The sequence below is a fragment of the Streptomyces sp. NPDC059477 genome (genome assembly GCF_042749375.1).
In the GTDB taxonomy this organism is placed as follows: domain Bacteria; phylum Actinomycetota; class Actinomycetes; order Streptomycetales; family Streptomycetaceae; genus Streptomyces.
On record NZ_JBHYUG010000009.1, the window covers coordinates 101,481 to 127,811 of the forward strand.

Genomic DNA, 26,331 nt, shown 5'->3' on the forward strand with positions numbered 1-26,331 from the left:
CGTAGACGACGGCCGTGGTCAGACCGCTGCTCGCGCCGAGTCCGGCGGCCGAGAAAGCCCAGGCGGTGACGCCCTCGCGCGGGCCCCAGCCGCCGACGTTCAGCGGGACGCTCATCGCGAGCAGGGCGAGTACCGCGAGCGGCACCAGTGTGCGGACCGGGGCGGCGACTCCGGCGACCCGGGCCGCGACGACGAACAGGGCGAGATGGCCGGCCAGCACCAGCAGGGACCAGCCGATGACCCCGGGGGCGTTGCGCCGGGACAGCAGGGCCTTGCGGGCCTCGGCAAGAAGGGCGCGGCGCGGGCGGGCAGGGTGTCGAGGGGTGGGGCTTCCGTGGTCGGGGCGGGGGCGGTTCATCCGTACGGCGGTGACCACCGCGAGGGTGCCTGCGGCGGCGGTCAGGAGGAGCAGGGTGAGGTGGCGGGTCTGGTGCTGGACGGGTGACGGGAGGGTCAGGAGTACGGCCGTCCCGGCGCCGACGAGGGCCAGTTGACCGGCGGTGCGCTCCAGGACGACGGCGCGGATGCCGCGGCCCAGGTCGCCCTCGGCGCGGCCGTGGCGGACGGCGCGGTCGACGTCCCCGAGGACTCCGCCGGGGAGTGCGGCGTTGAGGAACAGGGCGCGGTAGTAGTCGGCGACGGCCGGGGCCAGGGGGAGACGGATGCGCAGGCCCCTGGCGACCAGTTGCCAGCGCCGGGCGCTGAGGACGGTGGTGAACAGGCCGATCGCCAGGGCGGTGGTGAGGGCCTGGGCGTCGATGCGGCGCAGGCCGTCCAGGACGGCGCCGGTGCCGAGACGCCACGCCAGTAGGGCGAGGATGGTGATGCCGGCTGCGGTGCCGAGGTGGTTTTTGAGGGCGGTGGTGTGTCGGGTGCGGGTGGGTTGTGGCTGGTCGCGCAGTTCCCCGCGCCCCTTTGGCGGCGTTGCCGGTGCCCGCGTCATGAGGTGCCGTCTGTGTTGTGCGGGAGGGCCAGGAGGTCGGTGTGGTGGATGGTTGCCCGGAGTTGGCCTGCCGCCAGGGTTGTCAGTCGTGCGGTCAGGTAATTCTCCGCTCGTCGCGTCAGCTCCGGGCGCTGTTCCACCGCCGCGGCGACCCAGCCGCGTAGCCACTGGGACGTCAAGGCTGCCTGCTCCGGGCCGAGTTGCCAGGGGCTGGGGCGGACGTGGACCGTCGCGCCTCGCTCGGAGAACGCCTCGCACGCCGTGGTGATGGCGTCGGGGCCGAGCAGTCCGGTGCGGCGCTGGTGGGCGTTGAAGGCGGCGGTGATCTCGGCGTCCAGGGGGTCCGCGGGGGTGAGGTCGACGCGGCCCGCGACGGAGAGGGTGAGCAGGGCCGGGCAGCCGGCGCCGGTACAGGCGGCGGCGAGGGCCTCGATCTCGCCGGGAGCCAGGACGTCCAGCAGCGCCGACGCGGTCACCAGCGACGCGCCCGCCAGGGCGTCCGGGGTCAGCCGGGCCACGTCACCGCGCCGGGTCCCGACGGTGACCGGGCTGCCGTCGGCGGCCGAACGCGGGGAGCCAGCGGCGGCGAAGTGCAGGAGGTAGGGGTCACGGTCGTGCAGGATCCAGTGCTGGGCACCGTCCAGCCGGGGCGCCAGCCAGCGGCCCATCGAACCGGTGCCACAGCCCAGGTCGTGCACGATGAGGCCGTCCGGCCGGCTCGGCGGATGCGCCAGCCGGTTCCGCAGGGGGGCCAGCAGCGCAGCCGACCGCGCGAGGGCGTCGACGGGTTCCCGCAACTCCAGCCATTCGGGGGCGTAGCGCGGGGGCGTGTGGGGGTGGGGGTGAGGGTCGTCGGATTCGGGGTGAGGGGTGGGGGTGGGGGTGGTGTCGGTCGCGGTGTCGGGGCCGGTGGTGCGCAGCCGGACGGTGGGGCGCTCGCCGGGGCCGGCGCCTCGGAGAGGGGCGTGGGTGGGAGGGTCGCTCGGGAGGGAGGCGTGGGTGGAGATCCCGCCCAGCAGCGCGCCACCGGCAATCGCCCCACCGGGCAGCGCGCCACCGGCAATCGCCCCGCCCGGCAGCGCGTCGCCGACAGACGCCCCGCCCGGCAGCACACCGCCGATATGGACCCCACCCGACAGCGCACCACCGGCAGAAACCCCACCCGGGTGGGCGGTGGCGCCGCCGGATCCGGGTTCCGGCGCTGCACTCGCCCACGTACCCGCCATGCTCGGGTCGTTCATGCCGCCCTCCGGGGTTCGGTCGGTAGTCGGGTCAGTACGGCGGCCAGGGACTGGGCGGTGGAGGCCCAGCCGGTGAGGGTGGTGCGGCGGGCTCGGGCGGCGGACCTGAGGCGGCGGCGGACGTCCGGCTCGCCGAACCAGCCGCGCAGTTCGGCGGCGAGGGCGGCCGGGTCCTCCGGCGGGACGAGGATGCCGGGGACACCGCCGTCGGGCGCGCGGCCGACCGCCTCCGGGAGGCCGCCCACGTCCGTGGCCAGCACCGGGATGCCGCGTGCCAGAGCCTCCGTGACCGCCATGCCGTACGTCTCCGCGTAGGAGGTGAGGACCATCAGGTCGGCCGTGGCGTAGCTGGCGTCGAGGGCGGCGCCGGACCGGGGGCCGGGCAGCTCCACGCGGTCGGTCAGGCCGTGGCCGTCGATCTGGGCGCGGAGCCGGTGGACGTACGCCGGGTCCGGGGTCAGCGCGCCCACGCAGACGCAGCTCCAGGGCAGGTCGGCGACCTGGGCGAGGGCCTCCACCAGGCGGTGCTGGCCCTTGCGGGGCGTCACGGCGGCCACGCACAGCAGCCGGGAGACGCCGTCGGTGCCGGAGGCGAGGGGGGCGATGTCGGCGCCGGGGGTGGCGACATGGACCCGGTCGGGGGCCAGGCCGTGGTGGGAGGCCAGGCGGCGGGCGGCCCAGTCGCTGGTGGCGATCACCGCGGGGACGCCCCGCAGCACAGCGCGTTCACGGGCGTCGAGTTCCTCGGCCGCCTCGGGGCTGAGGCCCATCTCGTCGCCCAGTGGGAGATGGACCAGGACGGCGACGCGCAGTCGGTCGGTCTCGGGGAGCAGCACCTCTGGGACGCCGCAGGCCACCAGACCGTCCAGCAGCACGACCACGCCGTCCGGGAGGTCCGCCAGGACGCGGGCGAGGTGGGCGCGCGCCTCCGGCGCCGGGCGCGGCCAGCCGCCGTCCACCAGATGCTTGCGCACCTGCCAGCCGAAGCCGGGCAGGTCGAGGCAGATCCGGCGGTCGTAGGCGTTGCCGCCGCTCGGGGTCGACGGGTCGTCCACACCGCCCGGCAGGATGAAGTGCAGGGAGCGCAGGGACATGGGGGTGATCTCGCCGTTCTGCCGGGCCGGCTGCCCAGGGACGTAGGTCAGACGCGGGGCGGGAGCCGTCACGCCGGGCACACCGGTCACACCGGTCACACCGGTCACACCGGTCACACCGGTCACACCGGTCACACCGGTCAAGCCTGTCGCCTCGGTCACGCCGGTCGCATCGGTCACGTCAGTCGCTTCCCTCACAGCGCACGCTCATAGCTCGCCCAGGCCACATGCGACTCGTGCAGGGTGACCGCGATACCGGTCAGACCCCGCGCCCCCGCGCCGAAGGCGCCCTTGTGGACCCGCTCCGCCAGCCGGTCGGCGATGACCTTCGCGAGGAACTCCGTGGAGGTGTTGACGCCCGCGAAGTCGGGTTCGCTGTCGAGGTTGCGGTAGTTCAGCTCGCCGACGACGGCGCCGAGTTCCTGGGCCGCCAGGCCCATGTCGACGACGATGTTGTCGTCGTCCAGCTGCTCGCGCCGGAAGGTGGCGTCCACCAGGAACGTCGCCCCATGCAGACGCTGCGCCGGGCCGAACACCTCGCCATGGAAACTGTGGGCGATCATGATGTGATCGCGGACGGTGACACTGAACAACGGGCGACCCTCCTGATGCGGGACACGGATACCGGGTATTACGGCCGTCCGGCGTGCCCCGTTCACCGCCGGGCGGGTCTTCTCAGGTCAGGACGGTCCCGCCATCGGGATAGCGCACCCGGTGGCACAGTGCCGGGATCGCGCCCGACGCCAACCCCGGCATGACCTCGGGCAGTTCCGCGAAAGCACACTCACCGGTGATGAGTTCATCCAACGCCGGATCGGCGAGGAGTTCCAGGGCGAGAGCCAGCCGATCGGCGTAACCGCGGCCGGGGCGGGCCGCCGGGGAGACGGTGCCGACCTGGCTGCCACGGATGACCAGGCGGCGGGAGTGGAACGCCTCACCGAGCGGCAGAGCGACGCGCCGGTCCCCGTACCAGCTCAGTTCCAGGACCGTGCCCTCGGGGGCGAGGAGTTCCAGGGCGCGGGTCAGGCCGCGCTCGGTGGCGCTGGCGTGCACGACGAGGTCGCGGTCGCCCAGGGCGTCCTCGGGCGCCGCGAAGTCCACGCCGAGCGCGGCGGCGACCCGTGCCCGCGCCGGATCGGTGTCCACCAACTGCACGCGCACGCCGGGGAACCGGGCCAGCAGCGCGGCCACCGAGCAGCCGACCATGCCGCCGCCGACCACCGCGATCCGGTCGCCGACCAGCGGTGCCGCGTCCCAGAGCGCGTTCACGGCGGTCTCCATGGTCCCGGCGAGCACGGCCCGCCCGGCGGGCACCGACTCCGGTACCGGGGTCACGGCGGTGGCGGGGACGACGTACCGCGTCTGATGCGGGTAGAGGCAGAAGACCGTACGGCCGACCAGGGTGTCCGGGCCCTCCTCGACCGTGCCGACGTTGAGGTAGCCGTACTTCACCGGGGCCGGGAAGTCGCCCTCCTGGAAGGGCGCGCGCATGGCGGTGTGCTGGCTGCCGGGCACCTGGCCACGGAAGACGAGGGTCTCGGTGCCACGGCTGACGCCGGACCACAGGGTGCGGACGACGACCTCCCCGGCCCGCGGTTCCGGCAGAGTGACCGGCCGGATCTCACCCTCACCCGGACGGCTCAACCAGAACGCGTGTGCGGAGCGGTTCATCCACATCCTCCTGAACGATCGGGAAGCTGTTCACGTACCGAGGTGTGCACAGGCCGCGCACAGTACGCGGCGACGAAGGACTCTGTCACACGGCCGGAGGATGCGCGGTGGCACTGAACAACACCTGTGGAGCGAGGCCGGTTCTCCCGGAACCGGCGGTGGGCGCGGGGGCGCAGATCCTGCTGCTGGCCCTGGTCGGCACGGCGATCGGCATGGGACCGGCGGGCTGGCTGAGCGGTCTGGTCTTCGCGCTCGCCCTGTGGGCGCTGCTCTCCGCCGCGCTGCGCCGCTCCCGGCCGATCCGCTTCGGCCCCGCCAACCGGGTCACCCTCGGCCGCGCCACCCTGGTCGGCGCGGTGACCGCCCTGGTCGCGGACTCCTTCCGGTCCGCGCCGCCGGTCTCCCTGCTGGTCGGCCTGACGGCGGTCGCGCTGGTCCTGGACGGCGTGGACGGCAAGGTCGCCCGGCGCACGGGTACGTCGTCCGCGCTGGGCGCCCGCTTCGACATGGAGGTCGACGCGTTCCTCATCCTGGTCCTGAGCGTGTACGTCTCGATGTCGCTGGGGCCGTGGGTGCTGCTGATCGGCGGCATGCGGTACGGCTTCGTCGCCGCCGCCCGGCTGTGGCCCTGGCTCGACGCCCCGCTGCCGCCGAGCACCGCCCGCAAGACGGTGGCCGCGCTGCAAGGCGTCCTGCTGCTGGTGGCGGGCGCGGACCTGCTGCCCCGCGCGGCGACCACGGGGGTCGTCGCACTGGCACTGGCCCTGCTGGTGTGGTCGTTCGGGCGGGATGTGGGGTGGCTGTGGCGGGGGTCGCGGTCGACGGCGGGAGTCCGGGGGCGCGTACGGGGATGGGTATGGGGGTGGGTACGGGCCTCGGCTGGGCGGTCGCGGGCGCTGGACCCGCTGGAGGCGCGGGCGAAGCCGCCCGCCGCGATCGACCCGCAGCGGCTGCTGGAGCCTGTGGCCGGTTGACATGTTGACGCTTGGCGGGTGGGGCGGGTGGGCCGGTGGACGGGTGGGCCGGTGGACGCGGTGACGTCCCCTCACGCCCGTCGCGGCAGCACCACCACCACCGCTAGCGGTACTGCCACCGGCAGCCCGGCGTCCAGTCCAGCAGCGGCCCAGTCACCCCGCTCCCCGCGCACGTCGTCCGGCGTCGCCGCCCTGGTGCCGCTGAGGCCGGGCGATCGGGCCGCCCGGCCTCCCTTGTGCGTCAGCCCCTGCCTCCGGGGCGCCGGGGCATCGAGGTCAGGCGGCCTCGGCGGCGCGACCCCGGTGGGCGCGGACGATGTCCGCGTAACGGTGCCCGGAACCCTTGATGGTGCGCTTCTGGGTGCGGTAGTCGACGTGGACGAGGCCGAAGCGCTTGTCGTAGCCGTACGCCCATTCGAAGTTGTCCAGCAGGGACCAGGCGAAGTACCCGGCGAGCGGGGCGCCCTTGCGGGCGGCGGAGGCGCAGGCGGCGAGGTGCTGGACGAGGTAGTCCTGGCGCTCGGGGTCCTCGACGGTACCGTCGGGGCGGACGACATCCGGGTAGGACGAGCCGTTCTCGGTGACGTACAGCTTGCGGACGCCGTAGTCCTCGGTGAGGCGCAGCAGCAGGGTCTCGATGCCGGTGGCGTCGACCTCCCAGTCCATGCCGGTGCGCGGGACGAGCGGGCGGCGGATGGCATCGACGTGCGGGACGGGGGCCGCGGGGTCGTCGGCGACGGTCTGCGGGAAGTAGTAGTTCAGGCCGAGCCAGTCCAGGGGCGCGGCGATGGTCTCCAGGTCGCCGGGCCGCTCGGGGAGTTCGACGCCGTACAGCGCGCGCATGTCCTCGGGGAAGCCGCGGCCGTGCACCGGGTCGAGCCACCAGCGGTTGGTGTGACCGTCCATGCGGCGGGCGGCGGCGAGGTCCTCGGGGCGGTCGGAGGCGGGGTGCACGGTGGAGAGGTTGTTGACGATGCCGACCTGGGCGCCGGGGACGGCCGCGCGGATGGCCTGGGCGGCGAGGCCGTGGCCGAGGAGCAGATGGTAGGAGGCGCGGACGGCGGCGGTGAGGTCGGTCCAGCCGGGGGCCATCTTGCCTTCGAGGTGACCGATCCAGGCGGAGCACAGGGGCTCGTTGAGGGTGGTCCAGTGGGTGACCCGGTCGGCGAGCCGTTCGGCGACGACGGAGGCGTACGCGGCGAAGTGCTCGGCGGTGTCGCGTTCGGGCCAGCCGCCGCGGTCCTGGAGGGCCTGCGGCAGGTCCCAGTGGTAGAGGGTGACGGACGGGGTGATGCCCGCGTCCAGCAGACCGTCGATCAGCTCGTCGTAGAAGTCGAGACCGCGGGCGTTGACCGGGCCGTCGCCGCCGGGCAGCACCCGGGGCCAGGCGATGGACAGCCGGTAGGCGTTGGTGCCGAGCCGGCGCATCAGGTCGATGTCCTCGCGCCAGCGGTGGTAGTGGTCGGCGGCGACATCACCGTGGTCGTCGTTGTCGATCTTCCCGGGGGTGTGCGAGAAGGTGTCCCAGATCGACGGCCCCCTGCCGTCCTGCGCCACGGCCCCCTCGATCTGGTACGCCGATGTGGCCGTGCCCCACAGGAAGTCGCGCGGGAGGGCGGCGAGGTCGATGCGGTCGAAACGTTCGGACACGGAAGTCCTTTCGGTGTTTTCGGGGACGCCGGTCACTTGACGGCCCCTGCCGTCAGACCGGTGACGAGAAAGCGCTGGAGCAGCAGGAATCCGGCGACCACGGGAAGGCTCACGACCAGTGACGCGGCCATGATCTGGTTCCAGTAGACGTCGTTGAGGGTGGAGTAGCCCTGGAGGCCGACGGCCAGCGTGCGGGTGGTGTCGTTGGTCATCACCGAGGCGAACAGCACCTCTCCCCAGGCGGTCATGAAGGCGTAGACGGCGACCGCGACGATGCCGGGGACGGCCGCCGGAACGACGACCCGGAACAGCGCGCCGAGCGGGCCGCAGCCGTCGACCAGGGCCGCCTCGTCCAGATCGCGCGGCACCGAGTCGAAGTACCCGATGAGCATCCAGATCGAGAACGGCAGCGAGAAGGTGAGATACGTCAGGATCAGCCCGCCGCGCGAGCCGAACAGGGCGATACCGGTGGCGTTGCCGATATTGACGTAGATCAGGAACAGCGGGAGCAGGAAGAGGATGCCGGGGAGCATCTGGGTGGAGAGCACGGTGACCGTGAAGACGCGTCGGCCGCGGAAGCGGTAGCGGCTGACGGCGTAGGCGGCGAACACCGCGATGACCACCGAGCAGACGGTCGCCGCGCCCGCCACGATCAGCGAGTTCAGGAAGTACTTGGCGAGCGGGACGGTGGACCAGATGTCGATGTACGGGCGGATGGTCAGGCCGCTGGGCAGCCAGCGGAACTGGCCGGTGACATCGGCGAGCGGCTTCAGGGAGCTGGAGACCATCACGTAGACGGGGACCAGGACGAAGCCGGTGAGCAGGGTGAGGAAGATCCGCCGGGACCAGAGGAAGGACCGGGGCGGGGCCATCGGGGAACGGGCGGTGCGTGTCTCGCGGGTCTTGGAAAGGGGCTGGAGGGGCTGGCTGGGCTGGACGCTAGACATCGGCGGTCCTCCGTCCGCGCGAGGTGAGCCACAGGTAGCCGCCGGTCACCAGCAGCAGGAAGAGCAGCAGCAGGACGGACATGGCGGAGCCGGTGCCGAAGTTCCAGGTGACGAACGACGCCTGGTAGATGTGGACGGAGATGAGGTCGGCGGCCTCGGGCGCGGACTTGCCGAACATCACGTACGGCGTGTTGAAGTCGTTGAACGTCCACAGGAACAGCACCAGGACCAGGACCTGGTTGACCGGCCGCAGCGAGGGCAGGGTGATCCGGCGCAGTTGCTGCCACATCCCGGCGCCGTCGAGGGCGGCGGCCTCGTACAGGTCCCTCGGGATGTTCTGGAGGCCGGCCATCACGATGAGGAAGGCGAACGGCCAGCCCTTCCACACCGACACGATCAGCAGGGCGTAGAAGCTGTTGTCGCCGATCAGCCAGAAGGAGGGCTGGTCGGTGATCCCGAGCTGGTCGTGCAGGACATGGTTCACCAGGCCGTTGTCGTGCTGGAACATGAACACCCAGGTGATGACGGCGGCGTACACGGGCAGCGCGTACGGCACCAGGAACAGGGCGCGCAGCAGGCCCCGGCCGCGGAAGGTGTCCTGCATGTAGATCGCCGCGGCGGTGCCGATCAGCCAGCACAGGCCGACCGAGAGCACGGTGAACAGGCAGGTGGTGAAGAAGGAGCGGAGCAGGGCCTCGCCGACGGGGGCGTCGAAGTCCACCGACAGCCGGTAGTTGTCGAAGGCGGACCAGGGGGCCATGCCCCAGTCACGGATGTAGAACTGGGTGAGTTCCTTGAAGCTCATCACGATGCCGATGACCATCGGCACCAGATGCACGAGCAGTTCGAACAGCACGGCGGGCAGCAGCAGCAGATACGGCAGGGAGACGCGCCGGAGCCGCCCGGAGCGGCGCGGGCGGCGCGCCGGGCCGGGCGGGGTCTTGCCGACCGCCGGCTCGCCGGTCCCGGCGGAGGCAGTGGTGGTGGTCACGGTCCGGGCACTCACTGGGTCGGCATCTGCTGCTGGGCCTTCTCCAGCGCCGCCTTCACCGAGTCCTCGGTCACCGGACGGCCGCCGGCGGCGTCCGCGAACAGCTCCTTGATGGCGGTGCCGACGGCGGTCTCGAACTGGGACTCGTCGGGCACCTGCGGGGCGGCGATGGCACTGCCGGCCAGGGTGTCCTTGAGGACGGCGTTGGCGGGGGTGTTGAAGGCGGCGTCCGCCTGCGCGCCCTTGACGGGCGGGATGGAGCTGTACGCCTCGTTGAGGATCTTCTGCTCGGCATCGCTGGTCATGAACTTCACGAACTCGGTGGCGCCGTCGAGGTTGTCGCTGTTCTTGAACACGGCCAGATTGATGCCCATGACCATGGAGTTGACGCCGGTGCCGGTACCGGGGGCGCCGGACTGCACCGGCACCGGCGCGATGCCGTAGTCCTCCTCGCTCATGCCCTGCGAGGCGAGGTTGGCGGACGCGGACTGCCACAGCAGCATCGCGGCCTTGCCCTTGGCGAAGTCGCTGATCGACTGGTTCTGGGCGTACTCGGCGTTGCCGGGGGCGACGATCTTGTCGGTGGCCATCAGATCGACGAACTGCTTGACCCCGGCGACGGCGCTGTCGGAGGTGAAGTCGGGCTTGCCGTCGGCGGTGAAGAACTCGGCGCCGTGCTGTTTGGCGAAGACGACGGCGTGGTGGATGTTCTCGGCGGGGTTCGCCCCCTCCACGGCCAGCCCCCACTGATCGTCCCCGGTGAGCTTCTCGCCTGCGGCGATCAGCTCGTCCCAGGTGGTGGGCGGCTCGGTGATGCCCGCGTCCTCGAACATCTGCTTGTTGTAGTAGAGGCCGTAGGCCATGGAGTACAGGGGTACGGCGGCCGGGTCCTGGCCCGCGGCGCCGGTCGAGCCGAGCGCGGAGTCGACGAAGCGGTCCTTCCCGCCGATCTTGTCGAGGTTCGCCTGGTCCCAGGGCAGCAGCGCGCCGGTCGCTTGCAGCGAGGCGCTCCAGGTGTTGCCGATGTTCAGGACGTCGGGGCCCTGGCCGGAGGTGGTGGCGGTGAGGATCCGGTTGAGCAGGTCCGACCAGGGGACGACCTCCAACTCCACCTCGATGCCGGTCTGCTCCTCGAACTTGTCCAGCTCCGGCTGGAGCACGTCCTTGTCGATCTCGACGCTGGCACCCTGGTTCGATGCCCAGTAGGTGAGCGTCTTCGGGGAGTCGTTCGACCCACCGCCGTCGGCGGACGACCCGCCTCCGCAGGCCGAGGCGGCCAGGGCGAGTGACATGGTGACGGCGCCTATGGCCGCGGCTCGGATTCTGCGCATGAAACGGGTGTCCCTTCAGGGAGGCCATCATGGCTTAATTTAGGACGTGAGTTAAACCTGTGGAGGCGAGCGCGTCAAGGGATCGGACGGGGGTGTGGGGGGTTCGCTTCTTGAGGCGTGCGCTGGCCGGCTCAGGTGCGGTCGGGATCTGTCCGGCGGTCTTGTGCCGTCACCCAATTGCCCTTGGTTGTCCGGCTCTTCGCTTTGCTTCGCCGGGGATTCGTCTTGCTTCTCCGGTACTCAGTCTTGCTTCTCCGGTACTCAGTCTTGCTTCTCCGGTACTCAGTCTTGCCTCTCCCCGGTCCGTCGCCTTGGCTTCTCCCCGGTCCGTCGCCTTGGCTTCCCCCGGTCCGTCGCCGGTGCGCTGACGGTCTGGGGAAGCGTCGGGGCGGTGGTGATCCTGGTGCGCGCGGGTGGGGTGTCTGCGGCGCCGGACCGGGCCACCGGGCCACCGCGTGGATGGAAGCGACCGCCAGCGGCGACGGGGCTCCCTTCCCCTAGCCTGAGCGGCCCCTCGAACCGGCCCGCCGTTCACGGGTCCGCCCTCGCCCCGGTTCGGGCGCCCTGCCCCGCCAGAGGCCAGTCGGCCAGAGCGCCGCCGGGGCCGGACGCCCGGCAGCCGCCGGGGCGGAACCGGCCACCAGGTCGAGCGGCCCGGCACCCGCCGAAGGGCCGGACCGCCGGACCATCGAGCCCGGACAGGGCGCCGGACCCGGTCACCAGACCATCGGACCGGATCCCAGGGCCGTCGCCCCCGACCCCAGGCACCGCCCCGCCCGCCCCGCAACCAACCCTCGAACCAGCCCCGAACCAGCCGCGAACCCAGCCCGAACACCCCCACCTACCCCGCGGCCACCACCTCCGGTGCCCGGGCGTAGCCCGCCGGGCGGGTGGTGAAGGTGCCTCGGCCCTGGGTGCGGCTGCGCAGGCGGGTGGCGTAGCCGAACAGCTCCGCCAGCGGGACCGTCGCCGTGATGGCCGTCGTGCCCGCGTGGGCGACCGAGCCGGACACCCTGCCGCGACGCGCCGCGAGGTCACCGAGGACAACGCCCACCGCGTCCTCCGGCACGGTCACGGTCACCTCGACGACCGGCTCCAGCAACGCCATCGCACAGCCCCGCAGGGCCGCGCGCAGCGCGAACCGGCCGGCCGTGCGGAAAGCGGTCTCCGACGAGTCCTTCACATGCGTCGCCCCGTCGGTCAGCGTGACCCGCAGCCCCGTCACCGGATGCCCGCCCAACGGCCCCTCGGCGAGCGCGTCACGACAACCCGCCTCGACAGCCCGCACATACTCCCGCGGAACCCGCCCGCCGACCACGGCCGAGCCGAACACGAACCCGTCGTCCAGCGGCGCCACATCCAGCACGACCTGCGCGAACTGTCCCGCGCCACCGTCCTGCTTGACATGCCGGTACACCAGCCCCGCCACGCCGCGCAGCACCGTCTCCCGGTACGTCACCCGCGGCCGGCCCCTACCGACGTCCAGCCCGTTCGCCCGGCGGAGTTTCTCCACCGCGACCTCCAGATGCAGTTCGCCCCTGCCGGACAGCAGGGTCTGCCCGGTCTCCGGGTCGGCCCGCACCACCAGCGAGGGGTCCTCCTCGGTCAGCCGCGCCAGCGCCACCGCGAGCCGCTCGGTGTCGCCCGCCCGGCGGGCCTCGACGGCCACCGAGACCACCGGCTCGGCGGCGCCGGGCGGTTCCAGCACCAGCGGCGCGTCCGGCGCGCACAGGGTGCTGCCCGCGCGGGCCGACTTCAGCCCGATCACGGCCACGATGTCCCCGGCAACCGCCCGTGCCAGCGGCTCGTGCCGGTCGGCCTGGACCCGCAGGATCCGGCCGATCCGCTCGGTACGGCGCGCGGTCGCGTCCCACACCAGGTCCCCCTTCTCGATCGCGCCCGAGTACAGGCGTACGTAGGTCATCCGGCCGGTCGGCGTGGCACTCACCTTGAACACCAGCGCCGCGAGCGGGGCGGCAGGGTCGGCGAGCCGCACCTGTTCCGCCCGCCCGTCACCGGATGTGTCACCGGGTACCTCACCGGACACATCGCCCGCTCCAGGTTGCGCACCGGCCGTGCCACGTACGGGCGGTACGTCCAGCGGGGACGGGAGGTACCCGACGACCGCGTCCAGCAGCGGCTCGACGCCGACGTTGCGGTACGCCGAGCCGCACAGCACGACCACACCCTCACCGCTGTGGGTGAGATCGCGCAGGGCGTCCCGGAGCGTGCCGTCCGACAGCACGCCCTCGGCGCAGAACTCCTCCAGCGCGGCCGGATGCAGCTCCGCCACCGCCTCCTCCAGCACCCGGCGCCGCCGCCCGGCCTCGGCCCGCAGCCCGTCCGGCACGGGGCCGTCGACGAGACCACCCTCAGACCACATCAGCGCCCGCCCGCGCACCAGATCGACGACGCCCCGGAAGCCGTCCTCGACACCGATCGGCAACTGCACCACCAGCGGCGCCGGATGCAGCCGCGCGCGGATCGAGGCGACGGCGGTGTCCAGGTCGGCGCCCGCGCGGTCGAGCTTGTTGACGAAGGCGATCCTCGGCACGCCGTGCCGGTCCGCCTGCCGCCACACCGACTCGCTCTGCGGCTCCACCCCGGCCACCGCGTCGAACACCGCGACCGCGCCGTCCAGCACCCGCAGCGCACGTTCCACCTCGTCGGCGAAGTCGACATGCCCGGGGGTGTCGATGAGATGGAGCCGGTGCCCGTCCCAGTCACAACTCACCGCGGCGGCGAAGATCGTGATCCCGCGGTCCCGCTCCTGTGGATCGAAGTCGGTGACGGTGGTGCCGTCATGGACCTCCCCGCGCTGGTGCGTCGCACCGGTGGCGAACAGGATCCGCTCCGTGACGGTCGTCTTCCCCGCGTCGACGTGGGCGAGGATGCCGAGGTTGCGGATGACGGTGAGGGACGAGTCGGCGTGAGTGGCGTTGGTGGCGTGGATGCGGTTGGTGTCGGTCTTGCGCACGGCCCTTGGCCTTCCAGGTGTTCCTGACAGGGGCGGCGCGATTTCCCGGGACGACGAGAGGCCTGGATCCACAGACCCGCAGACCTCAGATCTACGGATCTACGGGTCTACAGACCCCGGATCTACGGATCCAAGGACGTCCGACGGCAGACAACCCGGCGCTACGCCTCAGCAGGTCTCGCTCGTCACGGGCATCCGGTACCGGCCGCGCAGCGGGTACCGGACGACGGAAGACACCAGGATCACCCGGTACCGGGAACGGGGAACGACCACAGCGGTACGGTCACGCACGGTCGGCTCCCCTCAAGTCTTGGCGTCAGAACCCCGCGCCGCCCTGCCATGAGCGGTGCGCGTCGGCACGCCGAGTGTAGAGAACGAGGCCCGGACAGAGCACGGGATTTTCCCCACCCCGCACCACCACGCCGCGCACCACCCCGCCCCCCGCCTCCCCCCCCCTGCTACGCCCCCACCTCGAAGAACCGCCTCCGCACCCCCCGCAACCACCCCTCCGCCGCACGCTCGTCCGGCTCCTCCGGCAGTGCGCTGCGGGCTTCCTCGAACGCCTCCTGGAACTCGTGCAGCAGCGGGCGCGCGGCCTCGGGGTCGGCGGCGACCCGCTCGCCGAAGGCGCGGAACGGCTCGGGGTCGTCGAGCCGGATCGTCAGCCGCCCGGTGCGGTACAGCTCGTACCCCTGGTGGCAGAGCCGCTTGAGGTGGCGGGCGTGTTTCGCGGTGCGCCTGCGGGTGTCGGCGGAGAAGGAGCCGTCGGCGCGCTGCTCCAGCCGCCGGAACTGCTGGGTGGCGTAACCGAGGTAGGCGTCCCGGACGCGCGGCGCGCTCAGGAACGACGCACGGATACCGATCAGCTCGTCCCCCAGCTCGGTGCGCACCTCGTACAACTCGTCCGGCAGCCATACGAGTTCCAGCACCGTCGGATTGCCGCCGAGGGCGAGCCGGCACCACTTGGCGGCCTCGTGGAGGGTGCGGTCGGGGTCCGTGGTGACGTGGGACTCCTTGGGCGGGCGCAGACCGTGCAGTTCCTCGGTGGGGGCGGCGAAGAGGCCGAGGCGGTCGACGTCGGAGTCCTGGTGGGCGAGGCCGTAGGCGGTGGAGCCGACGATGCCGGAGAGCAGGACATTGCCCACGGTCGCCGCCTCCTGCGTGCCGGCGGTGTTCGAGTCTGTGGCGGTCACGGGTTCCCCCTCGTACCGTTCGTGCCGAGCGCACCGCCCGCTCCGGACGGCGAACCGTCATGATGCCCGTCCGGTACGCCGAACGGCCTCCCGTTTTCCCCACCCGCACCGGTCCTCCCCATCCCGCGCGGTCGTGGGCGGCACCGCCTCCTGCACAGTATGGCCATAGGCAAGACCGCGGCCCGACAGGAGCACACCGTGCAGTCCGAGCAGTCCAGGCAGACCAGCCAGACCGGGCAGACCCTCACCACCCGATGCTGTGTCGTCGGCGGTGGCCCCGCCGGCATGATGGCGGGCCTGCTGCTCGCCCGGCAGGGCGTGGACGTCATCGTCCTGGAGAAGCACGGCGACTTCCTGCGCGACTTCCGCGGAGACACCGTGCACCCCTCGACCCTCCAGATCTTCGACGAACTCGGGATGATCGACGAGTTCCTGCGGATCAAGCACAGCAAAGTCACCTCCGTCTCCCTGGAGACGCCCGCCGGACCCGTCGAACTCGCCGACTTCTCCGCCCTGCGCGGCCCCTACCCGTACATCGCGTTCATGCCGCAGTGGGACGTCCTGGACTTCCTCGCGGCCAAGGCCCGGCGACTGCCCGCCTTCCGGCTGATCCAGCGGGCCGAGGTGACGGAGGTGATCCGGGAGAACGGTTCGGTGCGCGGGGTGCGCGCCGACACCGCCGAGGGGCCCCTGGAGATCCGTACCGACCTCGTGCTGGCCGCCGACGGACGGCACTCGGCCGTCCGCCGCGCGGTGGCGCTGCCGCTGGCGGTGAGCAAGGCCCCCATGGACGTGCTGTGGTTCCGGCTGACCCGGGAGCCCGGCGAGACCATGAGCTTCGTGCGCACCGGCCCCGGCCATCTGCTCATCACCATCGACCGCGACACGTACTGGCAGGTGGCGTACGTCATCCCGCCGGACGCCTACGACACCGTGCGCGCCGAGGGACTGGCCCGGCTGCGCGAGCGGATCGCCGCCGTGCGCGGCGGGTTCGCGGCCCGCCTGGAGCGCGAGATCACCGACTGGGACGACGTGAAGCTGCTCAGCGTACGGGTCGACCGGCTGCGCACCTGGTACCGGCCCGGTCTGCTGTGCATCGGGGACGCCGCGCACGCGATGTCCCCGGCGGGCGGGGTGGGCATCAACCTCGCCGTGCAGGACGCGGTCGCCGCCGCCCGGATGCTCGGGCCGGTCCTCAGGGCCGGGCGGACACCGACCCCGCGCGAACTGGCCGCCGTCCAACGACGCCGGACCCTGCCGGTACGGGCGGTGCAACTGGTCCAGGTCCGGTTGCTGACCGACATGTACCCCAAGTACCCCAAGAACCCCAAGAGCCCAAGGGACTCAGCGACGTACGACAAGCAGCCGCTGATCGTACGGCTCATCCGGCGCTTTCCGTTCCTGAGGGGCTGGACGGCACGGTTCATCGGGGTGGGCCTGCGGCCGGAACACGTGGACTGAGCCGGAGGACAGGGACCCGCTCCCCCGCGCGGGCCGCGGAGACCCCGCTCACGTCTCCCGCTCCGGCGTGTACGCCCCCTCCTCCAGCCCGAACGTCCAGGCGACCCCCTCCTTGGCGGTCCGCGTCCGGGGCGGCACGCGCAGCCAGTACGTCCGGTGGGTGCCGTCGGGCTCCGGCGTGGAGTTGAGCACCTCGACCATCACCAGCGGTTCGTCCCCGTCCAGCTCGATGCGCCACAGCACCCCCGCCTCGTCCCGCTGCACGGGCTCGGCCCCGGACTCCTCCAGATAGCGTTCATAGCCGTAGTGCTCCAGCATCACGCGGCGCAGCTCGGCGTTCTCCTCCTCGCGGATGCGCCGCGGGGTCAGTCCGGAGAGCCCGTCCAGGAACTCGGCCGGTACCGGCATCCCGCGCCACGCGTACAGGGCGAACCCGTCGGGGAAGGCGAGGGCCGGTCCGTCCCCGCGGTCGAGCCGGCCCGCCTCGTCCCGGTGCAGTTCCACCGGCCGTTCACAGACGATCGCGGTCCTCTCGTACGGCCACCACCAGCCCGCCGCGCGGGCGACCGCCGCTATCCCCGCCAGCGTCCCGGTGCCGTCCTGGCCGTCGAAGGCCGCGAGCCAGGCCGCGTCGTGCTGGCCCAGCACCGCGTCCAGCAGGGTGAGCCGGACCGCCTGCTCGTCCTGCGACGCCTCGGCCACGGCCCCCACCACACCCGTCCGGATGCGCTCGGCCAGCATCGCCGTGCCGTCCCACAGCACGGCGCCGGTCAGGGCCCAGTGCGCGGCCCAGTCCGCCGGTCCGAGCCGGTCGAGGACCTGCTGCCGTACGGCGGCCCACGGCCGGGTGCGCACCGCGTCACGGACGCTGCTCCCCGCCGTGCCGTCGGCCGTCAGCCGGGCCGCCGTCCGCACGCCCTGGCACGGCGAGCCCACCCAGACGATGTCCGCGGGCTCGGCCAGCCCCGCCAGCCGGTACGCCAGGCGCACGCCCTCCTCGGCCGCCGCGCGGTCCGCCGGACCGGTCGCCGCCGCCACCTCACGCCAGGCGGCCGTCACCTCCATCGTCACGTCCGCCGCCACGTCCGCCACCCCGTTCACCGTCGCGTCCGCCATCGCGTCGTCCGTCCGCACGGTCGCCGTCATCGCCGCTTCCACCTGTGCCGTCCCCATCCCCGTACCGATCCCCGTCTCCATGCCCATCCCCGTCGTCACCGCCGCGCGCCCCCTCGTCACCGCCGCTCCCCGTCGGCTCAGTCCGCCACGACACGGACCGCGCCCGGCGCGTACTCGCGCTGCCGGATCACCCGGTACCACCCCTTGGGCAGCGGGATCGCCGCGTGCTCCTCGTGCACCACCCGGCCGCCGTCCGGGAGATGGAGGTAGGAGGAGCCGAACGGGCCGGCCTCGCGGACCAGCGTCCCCGGTCCGAGCACGGCGTGCGCGTGGCCGGTGACCTCGCCCAGCGCCAGCACGAGCCGTCCCCGGCCGTCCCTCGGCTGCCGCGGCAGCCGGTCGGTGCCCGGCGGCACGGCCGCCTCCTCGACGGGCACGATCAGGACGTCACCCTGCCGGTACATACGTGTCTCCCTTCGCCGTCGGCACACCGCCGACCCGATGTCCACGACGGTACGGGGAGGGTCTGACAATCACCCCCGGCCCGGCCCTCGCACCGGCCCCGGACCGGCTCCCGTCGGGCCCGGTACCCGGAATGTCAGTGGGGGTTGGTAGAAATCTCGCGACCACCCGAAGCGTCAGGGTCCCAGGAGGCCAGCACCATGTCCTATGTCGAGCATCTGCGGGAACTGCACGGTCTGCCCGTCTTCGACTTCGGCGACCACAAGGCGGAGCAGGAGCTGCCGGAGGCGGGTGCCGTGGCCTGGCGGCTGGCCGAAGACCCCTACGGGGAATCCTCGGACGAGGAGTTCGGCGATCTCTGGGACCGCTTCCTCGACACGGTGGACTGCGCGGGTGTCCGGGCGATCGTGGTGGGCCCGTGGGGCGAGGTGTACGACCACGACTCCAGCGACGTCGTCCGGCGGCTGGTGAGCGCGCACGACCGGCTGACCGGGCTGCGGGCGGTGTTCCTCGGCGATCTGGTGATGGAGGAGGCGGAGATCTCCTGGATCGAGCAGTCCGATGTCACGCCGGTCCTGGCCGCGTATCCGCTGCTGGAGGAGTTCGGGGTGCGCGGCGGCACCAAGCTGCGCTTCCCCGCGGTGCGCCACCGCTCCCTGCGCACCCTGTGTTTCGAGGCCGGTGGCCTGCCCGGCGAGGTCGTGCGCGGAGTCGTCGCCAGCGAACTCCCCGCGCTGGAGCACCTCGACATCTGGCTCGGGGTCCAGCAGTACGGCGGTGACACGACCGTGGCCGACCTGGCGCCGCTGCTGGCCGGGGGCCGCTTCCCGGCGCTGAGCCATCTGGGCCTGTGCAACAGCGAGATCGAGGACGAGATCGCCGCCGCCGTCGCCGGGTCCCCGCTCGTCGCCCAGCTGTCCTCCCTCGCCCTGTCCCTCGGCATGCTCACCGACGAGGGTGCGACGGCCCTGCTCGAAGGCCAGCCGCTCACCCACCTCACCACTCTCGACCTGCGCCACAACTACGTCACCGACGCGGTGGCCAAGCGGATACAGACGGCTCTGGAGCCGCACGGCGTCGAGGTCGACCTGTCCGAACCGGGCCAGGAATGGGAAGACGACGGCGAGGTCCACCGCTTCACCGCCGTGGCGGAATGACGACGTCATGACATTCACGCATCACTTCGACACCTGCCCGGGGTGGCCGGTGGTCAGCCTCTCCGGGCCGGACGCGCGCGAGCTGCCGGCCGCGGGCGAGGTCATCTGGCGCCTGGACTGCGCCGGGGAAACGCCCTTCACCGACGTGTGGCGGGCCTTCACGGACCAGGTGGCCACGGAGGACGTCCGGGCCCTGGTCATCGGGCCCTGGTGGCATGACGAGTACAGCGACCTGCGTCCCGTGCTGGACCTGATCCTCGCCGACGCGGACCGCTTCCCGGCGCTGCGCGCCCTGTTCCTCGCCGATGTGTCCAGCGAGGAGTGCGAGATCTCCTGGCTCCGGCTCACCGACATCACCCCGGTCCTGGAGCACTTCCCGCTGCTGGAGGAGCTGGGTGTGCGCGGCGGCGACTCACAAGGGCTCGGCGAGGAGCCGCTGTCGCTGCGCCCCGTCCGTCATGAGGCGCTGCGCGTCCTGCGCTTCGAGTCGGGCGGCCTGCCCGCGCGGGTGGTCCGCGCGGTCGGCGCCTGCGAACTGCCCGCGCTGGAACGGCTGGAGCTGTGGCTCGGCGAGTCCCACTACGGCGGTGACACGACCGTGGCCGACCTGGCGCCGCTGCTCGCCGCGGGCCGCTTCCCGGCGCTGCGCCATCTGGGCCTCCAGGACAGCGAGGTGCAGGACGAGATCGCGGTGGCCGTCGCGGCGGCGCCGGTCGTGGCTCAACTGGAGTCACTGAGCCTGTCCATGGGCACCCTCAGCGACACCGGGGCGGACGCGCTGCTGGGCGGCCGGCCGCTGACCCACCTCAAGCGGCTGGACCTCCATCACCACTTCCTGAGCAGGCCCATGACCGACCGTATCCGCGCGGCACTGGCCGCCGCCGGGACCGAGGTGGACCTGTCGGAGGGCCAGAGCAGGCACCGCGCGCGAAGCCCGGAGAGGCGCTATGTCGCGGTCTCCGAGTGACGTGGCGCCGAGGCGGGGCGACACACCGCCGCGGCTGAGCGACACGCCTCTGGGGCTGGCCGTCACACCCTTGCGGCTGCTCGCCACGCCCTCGCGCCTTTGCGACACGCCGTCGCCCGTAAGCGGCGTGTCGCCATCCACAAGCACCCCACCCCCCGACACCCCCCTCCGCCTCACCGTCATAGGCAACCCCGAGAACCGGCGCACGACGCTCTTCGTGGACGCCGCCCGCCGCGCCGGGCACGCGGCCCCTCGTGTGCTGGCGTGGCGGGACCTGCTGACCGGCGGCCGGTACGCCTTCGCGCCGGGCGAGTTCGTACGTATCGACTCGCCCGGTGAGAACGCCGAGGTGGACCGCCTGCTGCGCGGCACCGACGATCCCGCGCGGGTCGAGGGGACGGCCCGGTGGCACCGCCGCTTCACCACCGCCCTGCGGGAGGTGACGGGCGAGGCCCACCGCGCGGGCGCGATCACGTCCGCCGACCCCGAGGAGGTCGCCGTCCTGTTCGACAAGCGGCGCTGCCACGCGCGGCTCGACGCGGCGGGCGTCCCGGTCCCCCAGGCGCTGACGGGTCCGGTCGACGGCTGGGCGGGGCTGCGGGAGCAGTTGCGGGCGGCCGGGATCTCCCGGGCGTTCGTGAAGCCCGCGCACGGTTCATCGGCCTCCGGGGTCATGGCCCTTTCGGTGGCGGGCCCCGGCCGCGTCAAGGCGACCACCTCCGTCGAGACGACCCCCGACGGCCGCCTCTACAACTCCCTGCGGGTGCGCGACTACACGTCGGAGGCCGAGGTAGCCGCGCTCGTCGACGCCCTCGCCCCGGACGGCCTGCATGTCGAACGCTGGCTGCCCAAGGCGGCACAGGGCGGCCGGGCCGCCGATCTGCGGGTGGTGGTGATCGCGGGCCGGGCCACGCACGCGGTCGTACGGACCAGTCGGCATCCCATGACGAATCTGCACCTCGGCGGCGCCCGCGGCGACCTGGAGGCCGTCAAGGAGGCGATCCGCGCGGCGGGGGCCGACTTCACCGCCGTCCTCGATCTCGCCGAGCGGGCCGCCGCGTGCTTCCCGGACGCCCTCTGCGTCGGCGTGGACATCCTGCCCGCCACCGGCTGGCGCCGCTTCGCAGTCGGCGAGGTGAACGCCTTCGGGGACCTGCTGCCCCGGCTGACCGGCCTGCCCGGCAGCGGCGCCGAGGGTCTGGACACCTACGCCGCGCAGATAGCCGCGGCACCGGCCGTCGTACGACACGCGCGGGTCGCCGCCGCCCGGCAGCCGCACCTCAAGGAGCACCACCGTGACCGCACCCCCTGATCAGAACGACGCCGCCACCGGCACCGCCACCGGGCACGCCGACATGAACGACATCGTCGGCACCCACGACATCCTCCTCGTCACCCTCGACACCCTCCGCTACGACGTGGCGCAGGAGTTGGCCGAGGCGGGCCGGCTGCCGAACCTGGCCCGGCATCTGCCGGGCGGAGCCTGGGAGCGCCGACACGCCCCCGGCAGCTTCACCTACGCCTCCCACCAGGCGATGTTCGCGGGTTTCCTGCCGACCCCGGCCGCGCCCGGCCCGCATCCACGCCTCTTCGCCGCGCGTTTCGCGGGCAGCGAGACCACGGCGGACGGCACCTATGTGTACGACACGCCCGACCTCGTCACGGGTCTGGCCGCCGCGGGCTACCGCACGGTCTGCATAGGCGGCGTCGGTTTCTTCAACAAGCAGGGCCCGCTGGGCTCGGTGCTGCCAGGCATGTTCCAGGAGAGCCACTGGGAGCCGGAGTTCGGGGTGACCTCACCCACGTCGTTCGAGTCCCAGGTCACCCGCGCGGAAAAGGTGATCGCACAACTGCCTCCCGAACAGCGCCTGTTCCTCTTCGTCAATGTGTCGGCCCTGCACCAGCCCAACTGGTTCCATCTCCCCGGCGCCAGCCGTGAGACGGGCGACACGCGGGCCACCCATGCCGCGGCACTCGCCTATGTGGACCACCACATGGGACGGCTGCTGTCAGCCACCTCCGGCCGTGGTCGCCCATGCTTCGCCGTCGTCTGTTCCGACCATGGCACCGCGTACGGCGAGGACGGCTTCACCGGTCACCGCATCGGCCATGACGTCGTATGGACCGTTCCCTATGCCCACTTCTTCGTCGACGAGGCCCGATGACGCTCACCGAGAACACCACCACCCCCGCCCCCGAAGCCACCGACATCCGCCCGTACCAGCAGTACGTCTACGCGTACCCGCACAAGACGGCCTACCACCCGGTGCCCCGCGAGCGCGCCCGCCTGCGTGAGCTGTGGGCGAACGAGCCGAAGGACGCCCTCTCCCTCTACTTCCACATCCCGTTCTGCGAGGTCCGCTGCGGCTTCTGCAACCTGTTCACCCGCATCGGGGCACCGGGCGAGCTGACCACCGCGTACCTGGACGCCCTGGAGCGGCAGGCGACCGCCGTGCGCGAGGCGCTGGGCGAGGGGGCGCGGTTCGCGGGCGCGGCCTTCGGGGGCGGCACCCCGACGTTCCTGGAGGCGACGGAGCTGGAACGGCTGTGCGATCTCGCGGAGCGCGGCCTGGGCGCCGATCTCACCGCGATCCCGCTCTCGGTCGAGGCGTCCCCGGCCACGGCGACCGCCGACCGGCTGTCCGTGCTGGCCGCGCGTGGCACCATGCGGCTGAGCCTGGGCGTGCAGAGCTTCGTCGACGCCGAGGCGCGCACGGCCGTACGCCCGCAGCGGCGCGCGGACGTCGAGGCGGCCCTCGCCCGGATCCGCGACGCGGCGATACCTGTCCTGAACATCGACCTGATCTACGGCATCGACGGCCAGACGGAGCGGTCCTGGACCCACTCCCTGGACGCGGCGCTCGCGTGGCGGCCGGAGGAGCTGTACCTCTACCCCTTGTACGTACGCCCGCTGACGGGCCTCGGCCGCCACCACGACGAGACTGCCGACGAGGCGGCGGCCTGGGACGCCCAGCGCCTGCGCCTGTACCGCCACGGCCGCGACCACCTCCTGGCCCACGGCTACGAACAGGTGTCGATGCGGATGTTCCGCCGCGCGGGCGCCCCGATGACGGGCGGCGAGGACTACGTGTGCCAGACCGACGGCATGGTCGGCCTGGGCTGCGGCGCCCGCTCGTACACCTCCACGCTGCACTACTCCTTCGACTACGCGGTCGACATGCACCGCATCCGGGGGTTCATCGACGCCTACACGACCCGCACCACCGCCGACTTCGCCCACGCCGACTACGGCTGGGAGATGACCGCCCTGGAGGCGAAACGCCGCCACCTGCTGCAATCACTGCTTCAGGCGAAGGGCATGGACATCGCGACCTACCGCACACAGTTCGGGGGCACTCCCGGCGATGATTTCGCCACCGAGCTGGACCGCTTCCGCGACCGGGGCTGGCTGGACGACTCCGCGGGCCCGGACCTGCTGCGGCTCTCCCCGGAGGGCCTGGCGCACTCCGACGCGCTGGGTCCCGAGCTGTTCTCCCCCGCCGTACGCGCGCGTATGGCCGCGTACGAGCCGAAGTGAGGCGGCCACCATGGACCTGACCCTCCTCTACCGGGGCCCACTGGCGTCGTGCGACTACGACTGCCCGTACTGCCCCTTCGCCAAGCGCCGCGACAGCCGCGCCCAGCTGACCGCGGACCGCACGGCGCTGGAACGGTTCGCCACCTGGGCGTCGGCCCAGCACGAAGACCGCCTCTCCCTCCTCTTCACCCCGTGGGGCGAGGGCCTGGTCCGCTCCTGGTACCGCCGCACGCTCACGGAGCTGAGCAAGCTGGAACACATCAACCGGGTGGCGATCCAGACCAACCTCAGCTGCCGCACGGACTGGCTGGCCGACGCCGACCTGGACACCCTCGCCCTGTGGTGCACCTTCCACCCCGGCCAGACCCCGTACGACCGCTTCCTCACCAAGTGCCACGACCTGGCCGCCCTCGGGGTCCGCCACAGTGTGGGAGTGGTCGGCCTCCCCGAACACCTGGACCAGGCCCGCCGCCTGCGCGCCGACCTCCCACCCCACATATACCTGTGGATCAACGCGGCCGAGGGCCACACCTACACCGACCCGGAGGCGTCCGACTGGACCGCCCTGGACCCCCTGTTCCCCTACAGCCGCCACCCACACCGCAGCGCGGGCCTGCCCTGCCGCACGGGCGAATCCGTGATCTCGGTCGACGGCGAGGGCACGGTCCGCCGCTGCCACTTCGTCCCGTCCACCCTGGGCAACCTCTACGACGACTCCTACCGCGACGCCCTGCGCCCCCGCCCCTGCCCCCTCACCACCTGCGACTGCCACATCGGCTACATCCACCTGGAAACCCTGCCCCTGTACGACATCTTCGCGGGCGGCGTCCTGGAACGCGTCCCGTCGGCGGGGTAGGGCAGCCCTCGTACCGGTTTCCTGACCGGCGGCCCGGGGCCGTCGTCGGGCGGGACCGCGGTGTGCGCTGCGCGCCGATGTACGGCATCCCGGGGCCGCCGTCGGGACCGCCACTGCGCCGCCGAATCAGGCCGCTCTGTCCGTTGCTTCCCGTGCGTACGGCCGCCCGGCCGGCCTCTGATTCCCGCCGGACGGCCGTGCCAGCTGTCGGGTCAGCCGTCGGGTCAGCTGTCGGGTCAGCTGTCGGAGCGGAACGCCCCGTGGACCCGCAGGTCGCCCGCGATCTCCACCTTCTCGTCGACCACGTGCATCACCGCGTGGTCGCCGTTGCGGACCGACAGCAGCGCGTTGGCGTCCACCTTCCCCGCGAACAGCGACTCCCCATCGACATGGAGACCGTCCTTGAAGACAGCCCTCCCCAGTGCGTTCAGCTGACCCCCGGCATTCACCGGGCCGGTGACGGAGAGAGCGCCCCCGACGGTCGCGTCCCGGGCGACGGCCAGCTCACCCAACGTCAGCTTGCCGCCGATCGAAAGGTCGCCCCCCACAGATGCGCTCCTGGTGACGTGGAGGTCCTCGCTCGCTGAAACCGTCCCGCCTATGGACAGGGTCCTACCCACCACCACAGCACCGTCCAGCGACGCATCCTTGGCGACATGGAGGTTGTCGTTGGCGGTGACCGCCCCGATGACCGTGAGGGTCTTGCCCACGGTCACGGCACCATCCAGCGCCGAGTCCTTGAGGATGTGCAATTCGTGCGCCGTGAGCTTTCCGTCCCCTTGCCCGTTCGGGCCAGTGTTGATCTCCGCGCCTTGCTGTTCAAAGGTGATCCGCCCGGTGTTCTGCGAGCCCTCGACCCACGGCGTGTGCACCCCGTTGAAGGTCGGGGTCTCGTGCTGGACGGACGTGGTCAGGAAGTACAGCGGCTGCCGCCCGTTGGGGTCGGCGGCTATCAGCGTGTAGGTCGTGGCTTGTATCGGTTTCAGCTGACTCGGTGTCCACTGCCAACTGGTCCCGGTGTGCTGCGTCGCCGGTTCGCTCGTGCCGTCCGGGAGCTGGACGCGGTACTGGAGCGTCGCGGGACCGTCCCACAGCAGGACGACGTCGTCTCCCGCCTTGAGGAGCGTTTCCTGTGGGCGGAAGTTGCGCGGGACCTTCGGCGCGAGCTTCGGCACCCCCAGGGTGGCGTACTTTGTCGGCTCCGAGTTGTTACCCGGCGTCCGCAGGAACTCCCGCGCCCGGATCAGGACCGTCCCCGCCTGCTGGGAGACCGGGAAGTCATCCAGTACCACCACCAGGTAGCCGCCCGCATCGAAGTGCGCCCGCAGGTTCGGCCGCGCCACCGTGAGGACGCCCGTCGCATCGTTCCACCAGGTCGCCAGATCCTCCTGCGGCGCAGGAGTCCCGGGGAACAAGGGCTGTACCGCCTGGTTCTCCTCGATCCGTGTGGTGACCGCCGCCGGAGTGTCCGTCAGATCACCGCTGCCGGTCCCGACCGGGACGGTGATCTCGATGGAGTCCAGGATCACATTCTGTTCGGAGGTGTTGGAGACGACGATGCGGATCGTCCCGATGTTCTCTCCTTGCGACGGGGAGACCTCAAGCGGAGCGGGATCGGTGAGTATTTGATAGACGAGAGAAGCCAACGCTGGAACCCCTTGTCTCGGCTCACAGGCGTACGCCCCCACGGGCGAAGCCTCGGTCACACAGCGCTATCCCGCCGGACACCCTCAAAAACAAGCATTCCTCGTGAGCGGCGTAA

Annotated in this window: 22 protein-coding genes and 1 pseudogene; 8 read left to right on the forward strand and 15 right to left on the reverse strand. The window is 72.2% G+C overall.

The features are described 5' to 3' along the window. Positions 1 to 37: 37 nt before the first annotated feature. The 5 genes and pseudogenes from ACFXAZ_RS07240 to ACFXAZ_RS07260 form a co-directional block, all read right to left on the reverse strand. A pseudogene (locus ACFXAZ_RS07240) lies at positions 38 to 943 on the reverse strand (lysylphosphatidylglycerol synthase transmembrane domain-containing protein); the annotation flags it as partial. After that, the gene (locus ACFXAZ_RS07245) at positions 940 to 2,184 is read right to left on the reverse strand and encodes a hypothetical protein (RefSeq protein ID WP_384586198.1); all 1,245 of its coding nucleotides are present in this window, start codon (positions 2,182 to 2,184) and stop codon (positions 940 to 942) included. The gene ACFXAZ_RS07245 and the pseudogene ACFXAZ_RS07240, both read right to left, overlap by 4 nt. After that, positions 2,181 to 3,359 carry a glycosyltransferase family 4 protein gene (locus ACFXAZ_RS07250; protein WP_384586284.1) on the reverse strand — a complete coding sequence of 393 codons (1,179 nt, stop codon included), beginning with the start codon at positions 3,357 to 3,359 and terminating at the stop codon, positions 2,181 to 2,183. The genes ACFXAZ_RS07245 and ACFXAZ_RS07250 overlap by 4 nt, the downstream gene beginning before the upstream one ends. A gap of 113 nt (positions 3,360 to 3,472) precedes the next feature. After that, a complete protein-coding gene (locus ACFXAZ_RS07255) occupies positions 3,473 to 3,871 on the reverse strand; it encodes a 6-pyruvoyl tetrahydropterin synthase family protein (RefSeq protein ID WP_384586200.1) in 399 nt (132 codons plus the stop codon). A gap of 82 nt (positions 3,872 to 3,953) precedes the next feature. After that, entirely contained in the window at positions 3,954 to 4,949 is a 996-nt protein-coding gene (locus tag ACFXAZ_RS07260; protein ID WP_384586202.1) for a zinc-binding alcohol dehydrogenase, read from the reverse strand. A 107-nt stretch (positions 4,950 to 5,056) separates the two neighbouring features. On the opposite strand from ACFXAZ_RS07260, the gene ACFXAZ_RS07265 reads away from it, so the two are divergent. Further along, the gene (locus ACFXAZ_RS07265; protein WP_384586204.1) at positions 5,057 to 5,923 is read left to right on the forward strand and encodes a CDP-alcohol phosphatidyltransferase family protein; all 867 of its coding nucleotides are present in this window, start codon (positions 5,057 to 5,059) and stop codon (positions 5,921 to 5,923) included. Positions 5,924 to 6,199: 276 nt separating this feature from the next. Here the strand turns inward: ACFXAZ_RS07265 and ACFXAZ_RS07270 are convergent, their stop codons facing one another. The 7 genes from ACFXAZ_RS07270 to ACFXAZ_RS07300 form a co-directional block, all read right to left on the reverse strand. Then, positions 6,200 to 7,609, reverse strand: coding sequence for a GH1 family beta-glucosidase (locus ACFXAZ_RS07270; protein ID WP_384586206.1), 1,410 nt, complete (start codon positions 7,607 to 7,609; stop codon positions 6,200 to 6,202). Then, the gene (locus tag ACFXAZ_RS07275) at positions 7,606 to 8,445 is read right to left on the reverse strand and encodes a carbohydrate ABC transporter permease (protein ID WP_384586286.1); all 840 of its coding nucleotides are present in this window, start codon (positions 8,443 to 8,445) and stop codon (positions 7,606 to 7,608) included. The genes ACFXAZ_RS07270 and ACFXAZ_RS07275 overlap by 4 nt, the downstream gene beginning before the upstream one ends. 67 nt (positions 8,446 to 8,512) lie before the next feature. Further along, on the reverse strand, positions 8,513 to 9,511 hold the full coding sequence (locus ACFXAZ_RS07280; protein ID WP_384586208.1) for a carbohydrate ABC transporter permease: 999 nt from the start codon (positions 9,509 to 9,511) through the stop codon (positions 8,513 to 8,515). 11 nt (positions 9,512 to 9,522) lie between these two features. Continuing rightward, positions 9,523 to 10,842: an ABC transporter substrate-binding protein gene (locus ACFXAZ_RS07285; protein WP_384586210.1), complete on the reverse strand. Its 1,320-nt coding sequence runs from the start codon at positions 10,840 to 10,842 to the stop codon at positions 9,523 to 9,525. 841 nt (positions 10,843 to 11,683) lie between these two features. Then, positions 11,684 to 13,819, reverse strand: a complete 2,136-nt coding sequence (gene fusA / locus ACFXAZ_RS07290; RefSeq protein ID WP_384586212.1) for an elongation factor G — start codon at positions 13,817 to 13,819, stop codon at positions 11,684 to 11,686. Positions 13,820 to 13,987: 168 nt separating this feature from the next. After that, a complete protein-coding gene (locus ACFXAZ_RS07295; protein ID WP_384586214.1) occupies positions 13,988 to 14,110 on the reverse strand; it encodes a hypothetical protein in 123 nt (40 codons plus the stop codon). A 167-nt stretch (positions 14,111 to 14,277) separates the two neighbouring features. After that, on the reverse strand, positions 14,278 to 15,012 hold the full coding sequence (locus tag ACFXAZ_RS07300; protein WP_384586216.1) for a DNA polymerase beta superfamily protein: 735 nt from the start codon (positions 15,010 to 15,012) through the stop codon (positions 14,278 to 14,280). A 159-nt stretch (positions 15,013 to 15,171) separates the two neighbouring features. Here ACFXAZ_RS07300 and ACFXAZ_RS07305 point away from each other — a divergent pair, with 159 nt between their 5' ends. Continuing rightward, positions 15,172 to 16,473 carry an FAD-dependent oxidoreductase gene (locus ACFXAZ_RS07305; RefSeq protein ID WP_384586218.1) on the forward strand — a complete coding sequence of 434 codons (1,302 nt, stop codon included), beginning with the start codon at positions 15,172 to 15,174 and terminating at the stop codon, positions 16,471 to 16,473. A 48-nt stretch (positions 16,474 to 16,521) separates the two neighbouring features. Here the strand turns inward: ACFXAZ_RS07305 and ACFXAZ_RS07310 are convergent, their stop codons facing one another. Together ACFXAZ_RS07310 and ACFXAZ_RS07315 are read right to left on the reverse strand one after the other, a co-directional pair. Continuing rightward, positions 16,522 to 17,538: a DUF6745 domain-containing protein gene (locus ACFXAZ_RS07310; RefSeq protein WP_384586288.1), complete on the reverse strand. Its 1,017-nt coding sequence runs from the start codon at positions 17,536 to 17,538 to the stop codon at positions 16,522 to 16,524. A 188-nt stretch (positions 17,539 to 17,726) separates the two neighbouring features. Next, on the reverse strand, positions 17,727 to 18,053 hold the full coding sequence (locus tag ACFXAZ_RS07315; protein WP_384586220.1) for a hypothetical protein: 327 nt from the start codon (positions 18,051 to 18,053) through the stop codon (positions 17,727 to 17,729). Between the two features lie 198 nt (positions 18,054 to 18,251). Here ACFXAZ_RS07315 and ACFXAZ_RS07320 point away from each other — a divergent pair, with 198 nt between their 5' ends. From ACFXAZ_RS07320 to ACFXAZ_RS07345, 6 genes are all read left to right on the forward strand, one after another. After that, entirely contained in the window at positions 18,252 to 19,208 is a 957-nt protein-coding gene (locus tag ACFXAZ_RS07320; protein WP_384586222.1) for an STM4015 family protein, read from the forward strand. 7 nt (positions 19,209 to 19,215) lie between these two features. Further along, positions 19,216 to 20,175 carry an STM4015 family protein gene (locus tag ACFXAZ_RS07325; RefSeq protein ID WP_384586224.1) on the forward strand — a complete coding sequence of 320 codons (960 nt, stop codon included), beginning with the start codon at positions 19,216 to 19,218 and terminating at the stop codon, positions 20,173 to 20,175. 127 nt (positions 20,176 to 20,302) lie between these two features. Then, positions 20,303 to 21,487, forward strand: a complete 1,185-nt coding sequence (locus ACFXAZ_RS07330; RefSeq protein ID WP_384586226.1) for an STM4014 family protein — start codon at positions 20,303 to 20,305, stop codon at positions 21,485 to 21,487. Positions 21,488 to 21,530: 43 nt separating this feature from the next. Next, positions 21,531 to 22,340 (forward strand): STM4013/SEN3800 family hydrolase, encoded by an 810-nt coding sequence (locus ACFXAZ_RS07335; RefSeq protein ID WP_384586290.1) that lies wholly within the window; start codon positions 21,531 to 21,533, stop codon positions 22,338 to 22,340. Continuing rightward, complete coding sequence (locus ACFXAZ_RS07340) at positions 22,337 to 23,713, forward strand: STM4012 family radical SAM protein (protein ID WP_384586228.1); 1,377 nt, start codon at positions 22,337 to 22,339, stop codon at positions 23,711 to 23,713. Before ACFXAZ_RS07335 ends, ACFXAZ_RS07340 begins: the two co-directional genes overlap by 4 nt. 10 nt (positions 23,714 to 23,723) lie before the next feature. Then, positions 23,724 to 24,569 (forward strand): STM4011 family radical SAM protein, encoded by an 846-nt coding sequence (locus ACFXAZ_RS07345; protein WP_384586230.1) that lies wholly within the window; start codon positions 23,724 to 23,726, stop codon positions 24,567 to 24,569. A 236-nt stretch (positions 24,570 to 24,805) separates the two neighbouring features. Here the strand turns inward: ACFXAZ_RS07345 and ACFXAZ_RS07350 are convergent, their stop codons facing one another. Next, positions 24,806 to 26,215, reverse strand: a complete 1,410-nt coding sequence (locus tag ACFXAZ_RS07350) for a hypothetical protein (protein WP_384586232.1) — start codon at positions 26,213 to 26,215, stop codon at positions 24,806 to 24,808. Positions 26,216 to 26,331: the final 116 nt, after the last annotated feature.

Coding starts and splice junctions, on each gene's coding strand:
- ACFXAZ_RS07335 (WP_384586290.1), top strand. CDS start 21,531: ATGAACGACATCGTCGGCACCCACGACATCCTCCTCGTCACCCTCGAC.
- ACFXAZ_RS07345 (WP_384586230.1), top strand. CDS start 23,724: ATGGACCTGACCCTCCTCTACCGGGGCCCACTGGCGTCGTGCGACTAC.
- ACFXAZ_RS07305 (WP_384586218.1), top strand. CDS start 15,172: ATGGCCATAGGCAAGACCGCGGCCCGACAGGAGCACACCGTGCAGTCC.
- ACFXAZ_RS07260 (WP_384586202.1), bottom strand. CDS start 4,949: ATGAACCGCTCCGCACACGCGTTCTGGTTGAGCCGTCCGGGTGAGGGT.
- ACFXAZ_RS07340 (WP_384586228.1), top strand. CDS start 22,337: ATGACGCTCACCGAGAACACCACCACCCCCGCCCCCGAAGCCACCGAC.
- ACFXAZ_RS07275 (WP_384586286.1), bottom strand. CDS start 8,445: ATGGCCCCGCCCCGGTCCTTCCTCTGGTCCCGGCGGATCTTCCTCACC.
- ACFXAZ_RS07325 (WP_384586224.1), top strand. CDS start 19,216: ATGACATTCACGCATCACTTCGACACCTGCCCGGGGTGGCCGGTGGTC.
- ACFXAZ_RS07285 (WP_384586210.1), bottom strand. CDS start 10,842: ATGCGCAGAATCCGAGCCGCGGCCATAGGCGCCGTCACCATGTCACTC.
- ACFXAZ_RS07315 (WP_384586220.1), bottom strand. CDS start 18,053: ATGTACCGGCAGGGTGACGTCCTGATCGTGCCCGTCGAGGAGGCGGCC.
- ACFXAZ_RS07245 (WP_384586198.1), bottom strand. CDS start 2,184: ATGAACGACCCGAGCATGGCGGGTACGTGGGCGAGTGCAGCGCCGGAA.
- ACFXAZ_RS07310 (WP_384586288.1), bottom strand. CDS start 17,538: ATGGAGGTGACGGCCGCCTGGCGTGAGGTGGCGGCGGCGACCGGTCCG.
- ACFXAZ_RS07320 (WP_384586222.1), top strand. CDS start 18,252: ATGTCCTATGTCGAGCATCTGCGGGAACTGCACGGTCTGCCCGTCTTC.